This window comes from Paracoccus bogoriensis, assembly GCF_019431455.1.
GTDB lineage: Bacteria > Pseudomonadota > Alphaproteobacteria > Rhodobacterales > Rhodobacteraceae > Paracoccus > Paracoccus bogoriensis.
Genome location: NZ_JAHYSR010000008.1, coordinates 13,652 through 27,424, shown reverse-complemented (window position 1 = coordinate 27,424; position 13,773 = coordinate 13,652). Strand labels below are relative to the sequence as shown.

Below are 13,773 nucleotides of genomic sequence, written 5' to 3'. Positions count from 1 at the left end.
CCAAGGCAAAGGGGCTGGGGTCAGGCGCTTGTGCGGCGGGCGGCGAAGGCGAGGGTCAGGGCGATCCCGGCCAGGGCACCGCCCAGATGGGCCTGCCAGGCGACCGAGGGCATGGCGAAGGTCAGTGCGACATTCAGGCCGAGGATCAGCGCCACCGCGCGGGCCAGCGGTGCTGTCGAACGCTGGCGACGTCTGAGCGTCAGCGCCGTCTGAACGACCAGCGCGCCCGCGATCCCGAAGACCGCGCCCGAGGCGCCGATCATCGGGCCCGCGGCGGGTTCCAGCCAGGCGAAGACCAGCGCGCCTGCGATCTGCGAGACGAGATAGACCAGCGCCATCTGGCCCGTGCCCATCATCCGCATCAATTCGCGCGACAGGGCGGCAAGGCCGATCATGTTCATGGCCAGGTGCAGCAGCCCCGCATGGAGAAGGCCGTAGCTGGCGAACATCACCCATTGCTGGAAGGGATAGAGGCCCGTTCCTTGCCAGAAGACCGGCGACCAGAAGCCGCCCAGCATCACTGTCGCATGGCGCGCGACCGGATAGCCGAAAAGGCCGGCCGCGATCAGCGCGCCCTCGATGAGACAGCAGGCCAGGATGACCAGCCGCACCCAGAGCGGCAGCGCCACCGGGCCGAGCCTGCGCGCCGAGACGCGCGGAAAGGCCGCCGGGCGCGGGTCGCGCAGCGGGTCAGTCATCGGCCTTGATCTGCCGCGCCTCGTCGATCAGCATGATCGGGATGCCTTCGCGGATCGGGAAGGCCAGACCGGCCGCGCGCGAGACCAGTTCCTGGCGCGCCGCGTCATAGGCCAGCGTGGTGTGGGTCACGGGGCAGACCAGCGCTTCCAGCATGTGGCGGTCGAAGCCGGGGGCGGTGTCGGTCATTGCAGTCTTTCCTCGTCCTGGCCCCCATGCAGCGCGAATTCGATCAGGCCGACCAGCAATTCGCGCCGGTCCGTCAGGCTGGGCGATTCCAGCAGCGCCTGCTTGTCGCCCGCCGAGAAGGGCAGCATCATCGAGAGCGAGTTGATCAGCAGCTCGTCCTCGGCCTGGGCGGCGGCCTCCCAATCGGTCGAGAGGCCTTCGCTTTGCATGAAGCGGGCGAGCAGCGCGAAGAGGGCCTGCCGGTCGAGGCCGTCATCCTGTTCCGGCGCGCCGAGATCGCGCCCGAACGACGACCAGTCGATCCCGGCCTGAAGATAGGGGGCAAAGCCCTCGAATGTTTCCAGCAGCCGAAAGCGCGAGACCGCCGCAAGCGAAATCATCATGCGACCGTCATCGGTTTCCGAAAACGCCACCACGCGCCCCGCGCAGCCGATCGAGGCCAGTCCGTCGCCTTCGGGCTGGATCAGGCCGATCAGGCGATGGGGTGTCTTCAGCGTGTCTTCCAGCATCTGCAGGTAGCGCGGCTCGAAGATATGCAGTGGCATCCGGGCGCGTGGCATCAGCACGGCGCCGGTCAGCGGGAAAAGGGGGATGCGGTCAGGAAGATCGAAGCGGCGGCGCATCGGCTCAGGCGAAGATCAGCGAGGACAGCCGGCGGCGACCCTTCTGCGCGATGGGATCGCCGGGTTTCAGGCTATCGAAGATGGTCAGAAGCTGCGTCTTGACCACGCCATCGTTCCACTCACGATCGCGGCGGAAGCTGTCCAGAAGGATTTCGACTGCCTCCTCGGTCCGGCCAGCCGCGTGCAGGGCGGTCGCGTAATCGAGGCGCGCCTGCTGATCGGCGGGATCGGCCTCGACACGGGTCTGAAGCTCGTTCAGGGGGCCCGCATTCTCGGCCTGGCGGGCAAGATCCAGCTGGGCGCGAGCGGTCTCGACCGGGGCGGCGCCGGCGATGGCGGGTGGCACCTGCGACAGCGTGGCCGCGGCCGCGGCCATGTCACCCGCTGCCAGATGCGCGCGGATCAGGCCCCCCCAGGCTTCGGGGCTGTCGGGCATCTCGCCGATGATGGCGGTAAACGTCTCGATGGCGTCGGCGGTCTCTCCGGCCTCGATCATCTGGTCGCCGGCCTTGATCGCTTCGGCCAGCCCGCCGTCATCGCCGCCCATCGCCACCAGCTTTTCGACGAACTGCCTGATCTGGCTGGCCGGGATCGCGCCCTGGAAGGCATCGACGGGACGGCCCTGGAAGAAGGCATAGACGGTCGGGATCGACTGCACGCGAAGCTGGGCCGCGATCATCTGGTTCTCGTCCACGTTCACCTTGGCCATCCGCACGCGGCCCTTGTGGCGCGCCACCTCGGCTTCAAGCGCGGGGCCGAGCGTCTTGCAGGGGCCGCACCAGGGCGCCCAGAAATCGACGATCACAGGAACCTGCATCGAGGCCTCGACCACCTCGGCCATGAAATCGGCCTCGGTCACATCCTTGATGACATCGCCGGTCCTGGGTGCTGCGGCCCCGTCGAAAAACATGCTCATGGCGTCCCCAAAGCTTCTGGTTGGTGTTTCGGGCAATATGGGCGCTTGGCCCGGCAAGCGAAAGTCCCCATCGGATCAAAGGTCGAAGCGGGCCAGGACCGGGACGTGATCGCTTGGGCTTTCCCAACCCCGGCATTCGCGCAGGATGCGGCTGCCATGAGCGGCATTGGCGATGTCGGGGCTGGCCCAGATATGGTCCAGCCTGCGCCCCTTGTCGGCGGCGTTCCAGTCGGGCGCTCGATACGACCACCAGCTGTAGAGCTTGCCCTCGGGGATGTCCTGGCGCGTCACATCCACCCACTGCCCGGCATCCTGTGCCTGAGCCAGATGCTCGACCTCGATCGGGGTGTGGCTGACGACCTTCAGCAATTGCTTGTGCGACCAGACATCATCCTCGCGCGGGGCGATGTTCAGATCACCCACAAGGATGGATTTCTGCGGGCGGTCGGCGTGGAAGGCGTCGCGCATCTCGGTCAGGAAATCCAGCTTCTGCCCGAATTTCTCGTTCACTTCGCGGTCGGGAATGTCGCCGCCTGCGGGCACATAGATGTTGTGGATCACCACGCCGTTGTCCAACCGGGCAGACACATGGCGCGCATGGCCCAGGCTGGCATAATCGCGGTCGCCCGCATCGGTGATCGGCAGGCGCGACAGGATGGCAACGCCGTTGTAACCCTTTTGACCTCGCGCGACGATGTGGTGATAGCCCAGTTCGGCAAAGCGGGTCAGGGGGATCTTCTCGACCGGCGACTTGCATTCCTGAAGGCAGAGGATGTCGGGGCCTTGCTCGGCCAGAAACCGCGCGACCAGCCCTTCGCGCAGGCGGACCGAGTTGATGTTCCAGGTGGCGATGGTGAACATGGGGGTCTCCTTTGCGGCGGAGCCTAGCCGCGGGGGCGCCGGGTGCCAAGCCGGGGTTGCGATATGGGACGCCTGCGCTATGGATTGGGGAAACGCGAAAGGGCCTGCCATGCGGCGCATGACCATCGACGATGCCCTGACGCAGGGCGGCACGGGCCGGTTCCAGTGGCGCCTGCTGGGAATCTTCGGGCTGGTCTGGGCGGCGGATGCGATGCAGGTCATCGCGGTGGGCTTCGCCGCGCCCTCGGTGGCCGTCACCTTCGGTCTGGACCGCGTGACCGCCTTGCAGATCGGCACGGCGTTCTTTCTGGGCATGTTCGCGGGCGCGTTCCTGTTCGGGCGGCTGGCCGACCGGATCGGGCGTAAATGGGTGCTGGTCGGGACCGTTGCGATGGATGCGGTCTTTGGTCTGGCCTCGGTCTGGGCGGGGGATTTCACCTGGCTTCTGGCGCTGCGCTTCCTGACCGGGGTGGCGGTGGGCGGCACGCTGCCCGTCGATTACGCCATGATGGCCGAGTTCCTGCCGCCGCGGAACCGGGGGCGCTGGCTGGTCTGGCTGGAGGGGTTCTGGGCGATCGGCACCATCGTCATTGCCCTGACCGCCTGGGCCGCTGTCACCATGGGCGCCGATGCGCCTTGGCGCTGGATCTTCTTCGTGGCCGCCGCCCCCGCGCTGATCGGGTTCTTCCTGCGCTTCTGGATCCCCGAAAGCCCCATGTATCTGGTCCGCACCGGCCGGCAGGCCGAGGCGCGCGCCGTGATCCAGAAGGTGCTGGCCGTAAATGGCGCGCCGCCCCTGCCGCCCCAGACCCATCTGGTCGCCGCGCCGGTCGAGGCCGGGGCCGCGCGCTCGATCTGGGCGGGGTCGCTGCGGCGGGTCACGCTTGGCGTTCTGGCGGTGTGGTTTCTGGTCTCGCTGTCCTATTACGGCGTTTTCGTCTGGGTGCCCGGCCAGCTGGCGACCGAGGGCTTCGGCTTTGTCCGCGGCTACGGTTTCCTCGTGGTGCTGGCCCTGGCGCAGGTGCCGGGCTACGCGCTGGCCGCCTGGGGGGTCGAGGCCCTGGGCCGCCGCGCCACGCTGACGGGGTTCCTGATCCTCAGCGCGGCGGGTTGCGGCATGTTCGCCTTTGCGACCGCGCCTCTGCTGGTCGCCGCCGCCCTGATCGTGATGAGCTTTGCGCTGCTGGGCACCTGGGGCGCGCTTTACGCCTTTACGCCCGAGCTTTACCCGACCCATCTGCGCGGGACCGGCATGGGCACGGCCAGCGCCATGGCACGGCTGGGGGGCATCCTTGCGCCCAGCCTGCTGGCCGTGGTCTTCGCCAAGGGCTTCGGTCTTGCCATCGGCAGTTTTGCCGCATTGCTGCTGCTGGCCGCGCTGGCCCTGATGCTGGTCAGGGCCGAGACGCGCGACCGCGCCATCGCCTGACGCCGGGAACGCAGCCGCGCCGGGGCCCGTTGCCCTGACGACAGAACGCAAGGAGGAAGGCATGGGCCAATTGGTCAACGGCGTCTGGAAGGACGAATGGTATGACACCGACAGCACCGGCGGCGAGTTCAGGCGCGACACGTCGAAGTTCCGCAACTGGGTGACGGCGGATGGCAGCGCAGGTCCGACTGGCCAGGGTGGCTTTCGGGCGGAAAGCGGGCGCTATCACCTCTATGTCAGCCATGCCTGCCCCTGGGCGCATCGCACGCTGATCTTTCGCGCCATCAAGGGGCTTGAGCCGCATATCGAGGTCTCGGTCGTGCATCCCGACATGGGGTCCGAGGGCTGGGAGTTCCGCACCGATTTCGACGGCGCCACGGGCGACCGGCAATTCGGGCTGGCTTATCTGCGCGAGGTCTATGTCAAGGCGCGGCCCGATGCCTCGGGGCGGGTCACGGTGCCTGTCCTGTGGGACAAGGAAACCGGCCAGATCGTGTCGAACGAAAGCGCCGACATCATCCGCATGTTCAACAGCGCTTTCGACGACATCACCGGCAATCGCGACGATTACTGCCCCGAAGATTTGCGCGAGGCCATCGAGCCGATCAACGACCGGATCTATGACACGGTGAACAACGGTGTTTACAAGGCCGGCTTCGCCACCACGCAGGCCGCTTATGACAAGGCGGTGCATCCACTGTTCGACAGTCTCGACTGGATCGAGGGGATGTTGTCCGAAAACCGCTATCTGACCGGCGACCGGATCACCGAGGCCGATTGGCGGCTGTTCACGACCGTGCTGCGCTTCGACGCGGTTTATCACACGCATTTCAAGTGCAACCGCCGCCGGATCGTGGATTACCCGAATCTATGGGGCTGGGCGCGTGAACTCTACCAATGGCCCGGCGTCGCCGAGACCGTGCATTTCGACCATATCACGCGGCACTATTACTACAGTCATGACATGATCAATCCGCACCGGATCATTCCCATCGGCCCCCGGCCCGACTGGACCGCGCCCCACGGTCGCGGATGAGAAAAAGCCCCGGCAGCCTGACTGCCGGGGCAAGGGAGAGGAGGGAGTGTGGCCGCATCCACCGACCACTGGGCTTCGGGTGGAAAACGCATCCCCGCCGCGCCGGTTCCCGCGATGATATGATCGGCGGGAAGTCGCGCAGGGTTTCAGGCGACCAGCCGGTAGCCGCCCGATTCCGTCACCAGAAGGCGGGCATTCGAGGGATCGGGCTCGATCTTCTGGCGCAGGCGGTAGATGTGGGTTTCCAGCGTATGCGTGGTCACACCCGCATTATAGCCCCAGACCTCGTGCAGCAGCACGTCGCGCGGCACGACACCATCCTGCGCCCGATAAAGGAACTTCAGGATGTTCGTCTCTTTCTCGGTCAGGCGGATCTTGCGGTCCTTCTGGTCGATCAGCATCTTCATCGAGGGCTTGAACGTATAGGGCCCAAGCTGGAAGATCGCGTCCTCGGATTGCTCATGCGTGCGCAGCTGGGCGCGCAGGCGGGCCAGCAGGACCGGGAACTTGAAGGGTTTGGTGACGTAATCGTTCGCGCCCGCATCCAGACCCAGGATCGTGTCCGCGTCGGTGTCGTGACCGGTCAGCATCACGATGGGGCATTTGACGTTCAGCTTGCGCAGTTTCTTGCACAGCTCGCGCCCGTCCGTGTCAGGCAGGCCGACATCCAGCACGACCAGATCGAAAATGGCGTTCCTGGTGGCCTCGACGGCCTCGGCGCCGCTGCCGGCTTCGGCAACGTCGAAATCTTCGGTGGCGACCAGTTGTTCGGCCAGCGCCTCGCGCAGGTCTTCCTCGTCATCGACCAGAAGGATTTTTTTCAGTCCGGGCATGTTGCCTCCTTTGGCTTCTCGGCACACATGAAGGATCACGCCCGCGTGTCGTCCAGCACCATGTCGGAAGTCTCACATGGTTTTGTCGCACAGGCGGGTTTTGTTTCGGATTGTTTCAGAAAGCGCCCGCATGAGCCTGATCCCGACCCTTGCCGAAATCGTGGCCCGCGCCCGCGCCGACCTGCGGATGGGTCTGCCCGTGATGGTGGGCAGCCACGTTGCCGCAGCGGCCGAAACCCTGTCGGCGGCGCGCCTGGCCGATTTGCGTGCGCTTGGGCCCGCTGTGCTGGTCCTGACCGAGCGGCGGGCGCAGACGCTGAAGGCGCGTGCCTATGATGCGGGGCTTGCGCGCGTGATCCTGCCGCCCAAGGCCGATCTGGCCTGGCTGCGCGCGCTGGCCGATCCGGCCCATGATCTGCGTCGCGCGATGAAGGGGCCGCTTTTCACCGCGCGCGAGGGCGATGCCACCGATCACCGTGCCGCGCTGGCGCTGACGAAATCGGCGCAGCTTCTGCCTGCCGTCGTCATGGTTCCTGCCGCCCCGGTCGAAGGTCTGACCCGCCTGCCGACCGCGCCCCTGATGGCGCAATTGTCGCAAGAGGCCGCGCTGGCCCCGGTCGCCGCCGCCCGCGTGCCGATCATCGCTTCGGAACGGTCGCGCCTGCATGTCTTTCGCCCCGACAATGGCGGCGAAGAGCATTACGCCGTCGAGATCGGCGATCCCCCCCGCGACACCCCGGTTCTGGCGCGGTTGCATTCGGCCTGTTTCACCGGCGACGTTCTGGGCAGCCTGAAATGCGATTGCGGCCCGCAGCTTCAGGCCGCGCTCAGTGCGATGGGGCAGGCCGGGGCCGGCGTGCTGCTCTATCTCAATCAGGAAGGTCGGGGCATCGGGCTGGCCAACAAGATGCGCGCCTATGACCTGCAGGATCAGGGCTTCGATACCGTCGAGGCCAATCACCGCCTTGGCTTCGAGGATGACGAGCGTGACTTTCGCATCGGCGCCGCCCTGTTGCGACGGCTGGGCTTTCGGGCTGTGCGGCTTATGACGAACAACCCGCGCAAGGTGGCGATGATGCAGGGCCACGGCATCGACGTGGCCGAACGTGTGCCGCTGATCGTGCCGCAGAACCCGCATAATCAGGGCTATCTGGCCGTCAAGGCGCAGAAATCTGGCCACCTGCTGTGAGGGCCGAGGACATGGTCCTGACGCCAGCCGGGCTGCGTTTTCGCGGGCGGCTCTTTCCCTGCGCCATCGGCAAGGGGGGCATCAGCGCCACCAAGCGCGAGGGCGATGGCGCGACCCCCGAGGGACGCCACCGCATCACCGGGCTGTGGTATCGTCCCGACCGCCTGCCGCCGCCGGCGCCTTGGGCGCGGCCCATCGGGCCGGGCGATCTGTGGTGCGACGATCCGGGCCATCCGGCTTACAACCGCCATGTTCGCGCCCCGCTGTCGGCCAGCCATGAACGCCTGCGCCGGGCCGATCCGCTATACGACCTGATCCTGACGACCGACTGGAATCAGGCGGGGATGCCGGGCCGGGGCTCGGCGATCTTCCTGCATCAATGGCGCAGGCCCCGCTTCGGGACCGAGGGTTGCATCGCCTTTGCCCGCCCGCATCTGCTGTGGATCGCGGCCCGCGCGGTGCCGGGGACGGTGCTGATCGTCAGTTGCCGGCCCTAGCCGTAATCGCGCGCCCCGAAGATCGCCGAGCCGACGCGCACATGGGTCGCGCCCTCGGCGATGGCGGTCTCAAAATCGGCGCTCATCCCCATGGACAGAAGGGCCAGGCCATTATCCTGGGCCAGCCGCCGCAGCAGGCGGAAATGGGGCAGCGGGTCCAGACCCTCGGGCGGGATGCACATCAGCCCCTCGGGCGACAGGCCCAGATCGCGGCATTGGCGCAGGAAGCCGGGCAATTCGTCGGCCAGGATCCCGGCCTTCTGCGGCTCGTCCCCGGTATTGACCTGGACGAACAATTGCGGCTGGCGGCCCTGTTCCGCGCAATGCTGCGCCAGCTTGCGAGCCAGCGTCATCCGATCCAGCGTATGGATCGCGTCGAACAGGCCGACCGCCGCGCGCGTCTTGTTCGACTGGAGCGGGCCGATCATGTGGAGCGAGACATCCGGATAGCGGACGCGCCACGCCGGCCACTTGCCTTGGGTTTCCTGGACGTAGTTTTCGCCAAAGACACGGTGGCCCTGGTCCAGCACGGCCTGCACCCGCGCGGCGGGCTGCACCTTGCTGACCGCGATCAGCGTCACGCTGCCGGGCGCGCGCCCGGCCTGTTGTTCGGCCGCCCGGATGCGGCGCCTGATGTCATCCAGTCCCATGTCTGCACAAGACAAAAAGAAAAGAGCGGGCGCAAGGCCCGCTCTTTCCGTAACCGCTGATCGTGGGATCAGAAGTTGAAGCGCACACCGAAGTCGGCGATGATGTCTTTGTTGTAGTTGCGGTGGATCGCGGTGGCCAGGTAGGCGCCGCCCAGGTCGTACTTGCCGCCGATGCCATAAGCGATGTCGGTGGCGTTGTCGGCCGCGTCGTTGTTGGCGACATAGCCTTTGACGGTGGTCAGCGGAGCAACTTCGAACTCGCCATACAGCGTGATGGTGGTGCTGTCAGCGTCGCCGTTGTCGATCCAGTTCAGACCCACGGTGTTCTCGGTGCCCGGCAGGGTGTAGGCGGCGCCCAGGAAATACTGGTCGTTGCCGTCGATGCCAGCGCCGTCCATGACAGCGGCGGCCGACAGGGCGATACCGTCCATCTTGTAATCGACCGAGACGCCGATCTCTTCATCGCCGCCGGCCAGCGAAGCCTGGTCGGTGTTCACATAAGAGATGCGGGCGGTCAGAGCGTCAACCGCATAGGTCGCGGCGATGCCGACGCGGTTGTTGTTGGCGCCGTAGCCGCCGGTCGAATAGGCGAAGAAATCGCCCGAGGGGTTGCCGAGCGAGCGGTCGAAGATACCGATTTCCGACGCGTAGAGCAGGTTGGCGCTGTCGAAGGCGGTGCCGACGTTGCCGACCGACACGGTCAGGCCGCTGGCGGTCACGTAGATCTGGCCGGGAGCGAAGCGGTTCAGTTCCGGCTGGCCCTGATCCCACTGGAAGCGCAGGCGGGCGCCGAAATCAACGCCCTGGTCGGTCGAGTTGGTGGCCAGCACGTTCAGACGGACGCGCGACTGGATCTGGGTCTCTTGCTGGGTGCCGTTGGCGCGGTTCTCGACAAAGTCCAGACCGGTGCGGGCGAAGCCCGAGAATTTCACGTCGGCCGCGGCGACACCGGCCGACAGGACCAGCGCGGTGGAGGCGATAAGAGCCTTTTTCATGGTGTGTTCCCTCTTGTCTCTCTGGTGCCCAAGCCGGCGATCCCGCCCTGGGTATGCTGTTTGTTTCCTCCTTTCGGACTTGTGATGCAACGGAATCAGGTTTGCGCTGATTTCTTTGGTCATTTCTGTGATGCACAAGGGCCACACCTGCGATTGCGTCCTTGATCCTTGGCGGCCTTGCGGCAGGCCCCGCCCTTGCCTTCGACAGGGCAAGGCGCTTGTTTTGCACCGCCGATCCGGTCTAATGCTTGGCCCACAAGCAACAGCCGGGGGATGGCATGACACCTGCACGCATTGCGCGCCTGACAATGGCCACCATGCTGATGGCGGGTCTTGCTGCCTGCGGCGGCGCCCGCAATGCCTCGACGACCGAGGCTGCCCTGAACGAGCCCGACATGCGCCCCGCCCTGCGCGGGACGCGCATCCAGGACGTGTTCGGCCGGTCCGAGGATCTCAACGCGACCATCGGGGTGAACAAGTATCTGTGGAATGCCAGCCTCGAGGTTCTGAACTTCCTGCCCGTGCAGACGGTGGACCCTTTCACCGGGGTGATCCAGACGGGCTTCGGCACGCCTCCCGGCGGGGGGCGCGCCTATCGTGCGACAATCCATATCACCGATCCAGCGCTGGACGCGCGCAGCCTGCGGCTGTCGCTGCAAGGCCCGGGTGGCGCCGCGGTCGAACCCGGCACCGTCCGCGCGGTCGAGGATGCGATCCTGACCCGCGCGCGCCAGTTGCGTCTGCGCGACGGACGGCTGTAGCGACCGAACGCGGCGGGCGCATCTGGACCCGCTGCGGCGGGGCGTATAAACCCTGCGGGCAACGAATGATGCCCGAGGTTCCCGATGCCCTATGATCCCGCCACCAGCGAAGCCCGATGGCAGAAGGCCTGGGCCGAGGCCGGCAGCTTTACCGCCACCCGCGACGACCGCCCGAAATACTACGTGCTGGAGATGTTTCCCTATCCCTCGGGGCGCATCCATATGGGGCACGTCCGCAACTATACGATGGGCGACGTGGTGGCGCGCTTCAAGCGTGCCCAAGGGTTCAGCGTGCTGCATCCGATGGGCTGGGACGCCTTCGGAATGCCCGCCGAGAACGCCGCGATGGAACAGGGCGGTCATCCTCGCGACTGGACCTATGCCAATATCGCCACCATGCGCGAGCAGTTGAAGCCCCTGGGCCTGTCCATCGACTGGAGCCGCGAATTCGCCACCTGCGACGACGCCTATGTGGCCCAGCAGCAGGCGCTGTTTCTGGACATGCTGGAAGCAGGGCTTGTCACCCGCAAGTCGGCGCAGGTGAACTGGGATCCGGTCGATATGACCGTGCTGGCCAACGAGCAGGTGATCGACGGCAAGGGCTGGCGATCGGGCGCGCCGGTCGAGCGGCGCGAACTGACGCAGTGGTTTTTCAGGATCAGCGAGTATTCGGACGAATTGCTGGAGGCGCTGGAGGGGTTGAAGGGCTGGCCGGAAAAGGTGCGCCTGATGCAGGCCAACTGGATCGGCAAGTCGCGCGGCCTTCAGTTCCGCTTCCAGACCGTCGATGCGCCCGCCGGCCACGAGACGATCGAGGTCTATACGACCCGCCCCGACACACTGATGGGCGCGTCCTTCGTCGCCTTGTCGCCGGATCATCCGCTGGCCAGGGAACTGGCTGCCTCGCGCCCCGAGATCGAGGCTTTCCGCGAGGAATGTCGCCGGATCGGCACGACCGAAGAGGCCATCGAGACCGCGCCGAAGCTGGGCCTGGATACCGGGCTGACAGTGCGCCATCCGCTGGACCCGGAGTGGCACTTGCCGATCTGGATCGCGAACTTCGTGCTGATGGATTACGGCACCGGCGCGATCTTCGGCTCGCCCGCGCATGACGCCCGCGACCACGAATTCGCCACGAAATACGGCTTGCCCATCCGCGCCACCTTCGGCGAACGCGGAATGACGCAGGATCAGGCCGACGCGCTGGTGGCAAAGGCACCCTTCGTGCCCGCCAGGACAGAGGTCGTCACCTATGTGCGCGGATTTGCCGGTGCGGCCGATCAGACCGGCGAGGCCGCGGTGGACGCCGCCATCGCCCATGCCGAGGCGCAGGGCTATGGCGAGGGCGTGACCAAGTTCCGCCTGCGAGACTGGGGCATCTCGCGCCAACGCTACTGGGGCTGTCCGATCCCGGTCGTCCATTGCGACGCCTGCGGCACCGTCCCCGAGAAAAAGCAGAACCTGCCCGTGCTGCTGCCGCAGGACGTGACCTTCGACCTGCCCGGCAACCCGCTGGACCGCCATCCCAGCTGGCGGCAGGTGCCATGCCCTGTCTGCGGAAACGCCGCCCGGCGCGAGACCGACACGATGGACACCTTCGTTGACAGCAGCTGGTACTACGCCCGCTTCACCTCGCCCCATGCGGATACGCCCACCGACCGGGCAGAGGCCGATTACTGGATGAACGTGGACCAGTATATCGGCGGGATCGAACACGCGATCCTGCACCTGCTCTATTCCCGATTCTTCGCCCGGGCGATGGTCAGGACCGGCCACCTGCCCGAGACGGCGAAGGAGCCCTTCAACGCGCTGTTCACCCAGGGGATGGTCACGCACGAAATCTACAAGACCACCGACGATCGCGGCCGTCCGGTCTATCACCTCCCCGAGGACGTGAAGGACGGGAAGCTGGCGGACGGCACCCCCGTCGAGGTCATCCCCTCGGCCAAGATGTCGAAATCCAAGAAGAACGTCGTCGATCCGGTGGACATCGTCAGCCGCTTCGGCGCCGACACCGCGCGCTGGTTCATGCTGTCCGACAGCCCGCCCGAACGCGACGTGGAATGGACCGCCGCCGGGGCCGAGGCCGCAGCGAAATTCCTGGCCCGCGTCTTCCGCCTGGCCGAGGAGGCTCCGGCCGAGGGCGGCGACGACCCCGCCCTGACCCGCGCCGCGCATCGCGCCATCGCGGATGTCACGAAGGCCATCGAGGGCTTTGCCTTCAACAAGGCGGTCGCCAGGCTCTACGAGCTGGCCAATGCGGTCGGCAAGTCGCCGGCCGGGGGCGAGGCGCGCCGCGCCGTGCTGCGCATCATGGCGCAGCTGATGGCGCCGATGGTGCCGCATCTGGCCGAGGAGGTCTGGGCGATATCGGGCGGGCAGGGGATGGTCGTGGACGCGCCCTGGCCACAGGCCGATCCGGCCTTGCTGGAGGATGATACCGTGACGTTGCCCATCCAGATCAACGGCAAGCGCCGGGCCGAGATTGCGGTGCCCAGGGACATGCCCAGGGAAGAAGTCGAGGCGCTGGTCCTGGCCGACGAGACGGTGCAACGTTTCCTGGACGGCGCGGCGCCCAGGAAGCTGATCGTGGTGCCGGGGCGGATCGTCAATGTGGTCGCCTGACCGTCGGGCGCTGATTCTTGGCTTGCTGGCCATGGCCGGTTGCGGATTGCAGCCAGTCCATGGCCCGGGCGGGGGCGGCAACCGCCTGTTCGGCAAGGTCCGACCGCGCGACCCGGACACGCCGCTGGATTTCGTGTTCAACCGCCGGCTGGCCGAGAGGCTGGGCCCCGATGACATGGCGATCTACGATCTGGATTACCGGATCAGCGTCGGCGTCACGTCTCAGGCGATCACGCCGGACGAGATCACGACCCGTTATTCGCTGAACGGCACCGCCGATTTCGCCCTGACCGGGCCGGACGGCGCGGTGCTGACGCAGGGCCGCGTCAGCAGTTTCACCTCTTATTCGACGACCGGGACGACCATTTCGACCCTGGCGGCCGAGGGCGACGCGCGCGAGCGGTTGGCCCTGATGATGGCCGATCAGGTGGTCACGCGGCTTCTGGCCGCTGCCCGCACCCTGCCGGGCTGAG

At 66.6% G+C, this 13,773-nt stretch carries 15 protein-coding genes; 7 read left to right on the top strand and 8 right to left on the bottom strand.

Going from position 1 to position 13,773, the window contains the following annotated elements:
* Positions 1-20: 20 nt before the first annotated feature.
* The 5 genes from KY389_RS05490 to KY389_RS05470 form a co-directional block, all read right to left on the bottom strand.
* A complete protein-coding gene (locus tag KY389_RS05490) occupies positions 21-698 on the bottom strand; it encodes a rhomboid family intramembrane serine protease (RefSeq protein ID WP_219829850.1) in 678 nt (225 codons plus the stop codon).
* Positions 691-885, bottom strand: a complete 195-nt coding sequence (locus tag KY389_RS05485) for a Trm112 family protein (RefSeq protein WP_219829849.1) — start codon at positions 883-885, stop codon at positions 691-693. The genes KY389_RS05490 and KY389_RS05485 overlap by 8 nt, the downstream gene beginning before the upstream one ends.
* Positions 882-1,508, bottom strand: coding sequence for an LON peptidase substrate-binding domain-containing protein (locus KY389_RS05480; RefSeq protein ID WP_219829848.1), 627 nt, complete (start codon positions 1,506-1,508; stop codon positions 882-884). The genes KY389_RS05485 and KY389_RS05480 overlap by 4 nt, the downstream gene beginning before the upstream one ends.
* Before the next feature lie 4 nt (positions 1,509-1,512).
* Entirely contained in the window at positions 1,513-2,424 is a 912-nt protein-coding gene (locus KY389_RS05475; RefSeq protein ID WP_219829847.1) for a thioredoxin family protein, read from the bottom strand.
* A gap of 75 nt (positions 2,425-2,499) precedes the next feature.
* Positions 2,500-3,285, bottom strand: a complete 786-nt coding sequence (locus KY389_RS05470) for an exodeoxyribonuclease III (RefSeq protein WP_219829846.1) — start codon at positions 3,283-3,285, stop codon at positions 2,500-2,502.
* A gap of 109 nt (positions 3,286-3,394) precedes the next feature.
* On the opposite strand from KY389_RS05470, the gene KY389_RS05465 reads away from it, so the two are divergent.
* Together KY389_RS05465 and KY389_RS05460 are read left to right on the top strand one after the other, a co-directional pair.
* On the top strand, positions 3,395-4,714 hold the full coding sequence (locus KY389_RS05465) for an MFS transporter (RefSeq protein ID WP_219829845.1): 1,320 nt from the start codon (positions 3,395-3,397) through the stop codon (positions 4,712-4,714).
* A gap of 61 nt (positions 4,715-4,775) precedes the next feature.
* Positions 4,776-5,750, top strand: a complete 975-nt coding sequence (locus KY389_RS05460; protein ID WP_219829844.1) for a glutathione S-transferase family protein — start codon at positions 4,776-4,778, stop codon at positions 5,748-5,750.
* A gap of 146 nt (positions 5,751-5,896) precedes the next feature.
* Here the strand turns inward: KY389_RS05460 and KY389_RS05455 are convergent, their stop codons facing one another.
* On the bottom strand, positions 5,897-6,583 hold the full coding sequence (locus tag KY389_RS05455; RefSeq protein WP_219829843.1) for a response regulator transcription factor: 687 nt from the start codon (positions 6,581-6,583) through the stop codon (positions 5,897-5,899).
* A 130-nt stretch (positions 6,584-6,713) separates the two neighbouring features.
* On the opposite strand from KY389_RS05455, the gene ribA reads away from it, so the two are divergent.
* Both ribA and KY389_RS05445 read left to right on the top strand, forming a co-directional pair.
* On the top strand, positions 6,714-7,772 hold the full coding sequence (gene ribA / locus KY389_RS05450) for a GTP cyclohydrolase II (protein ID WP_219829842.1): 1,059 nt from the start codon (positions 6,714-6,716) through the stop codon (positions 7,770-7,772).
* Between the two features lie 11 nt (positions 7,773-7,783).
* Positions 7,784-8,269 carry a L,D-transpeptidase family protein gene (locus KY389_RS05445; RefSeq protein ID WP_246587975.1) on the top strand — a complete coding sequence of 162 codons (486 nt, stop codon included), beginning with the start codon at positions 7,784-7,786 and terminating at the stop codon, positions 8,267-8,269.
* On the opposite strand, the gene KY389_RS05440 is transcribed toward KY389_RS05445, so the two are convergent.
* Both KY389_RS05440 and KY389_RS05435 read right to left on the bottom strand, forming a co-directional pair.
* Positions 8,266-8,919, bottom strand: coding sequence for a YggS family pyridoxal phosphate-dependent enzyme (locus KY389_RS05440; RefSeq protein ID WP_219829840.1), 654 nt, complete (start codon positions 8,917-8,919; stop codon positions 8,266-8,268). The two genes, KY389_RS05445 and KY389_RS05440, sit on opposite strands and share 4 nt — an antisense overlap.
* A 68-nt stretch (positions 8,920-8,987) precedes the next feature.
* Entirely contained in the window at positions 8,988-10,037 is a 1,050-nt protein-coding gene (locus KY389_RS05435) for a porin (protein ID WP_219829839.1), read from the bottom strand.
* A gap of 155 nt (positions 10,038-10,192) precedes the next feature.
* Here KY389_RS05435 and KY389_RS05430 point away from each other — a divergent pair, with 155 nt between their 5' ends.
* The 3 genes from KY389_RS05430 to lptE all read left to right on the top strand — a co-directional run bounded on the left by KY389_RS05430 (position 10,193) and on the right by lptE (position 13,772).
* Positions 10,193-10,675, top strand: coding sequence for a DUF3576 domain-containing protein (locus KY389_RS05430; RefSeq protein ID WP_219829838.1), 483 nt, complete (start codon positions 10,193-10,195; stop codon positions 10,673-10,675).
* Between the two features lie 84 nt (positions 10,676-10,759).
* Positions 10,760-13,300, top strand: coding sequence for a leucine--tRNA ligase (gene leuS / locus KY389_RS05425; RefSeq protein WP_219829837.1), 2,541 nt, complete (start codon positions 10,760-10,762; stop codon positions 13,298-13,300).
* Positions 13,287-13,772: an LPS assembly lipoprotein LptE gene (lptE, locus tag KY389_RS05420; RefSeq protein WP_219829836.1), complete on the top strand. Its 486-nt coding sequence runs from the start codon at positions 13,287-13,289 to the stop codon at positions 13,770-13,772. Before leuS ends, lptE begins: the two co-directional genes overlap by 14 nt.
* The last annotated feature ends 1 nt before the right edge of the window (position 13,773 follow it).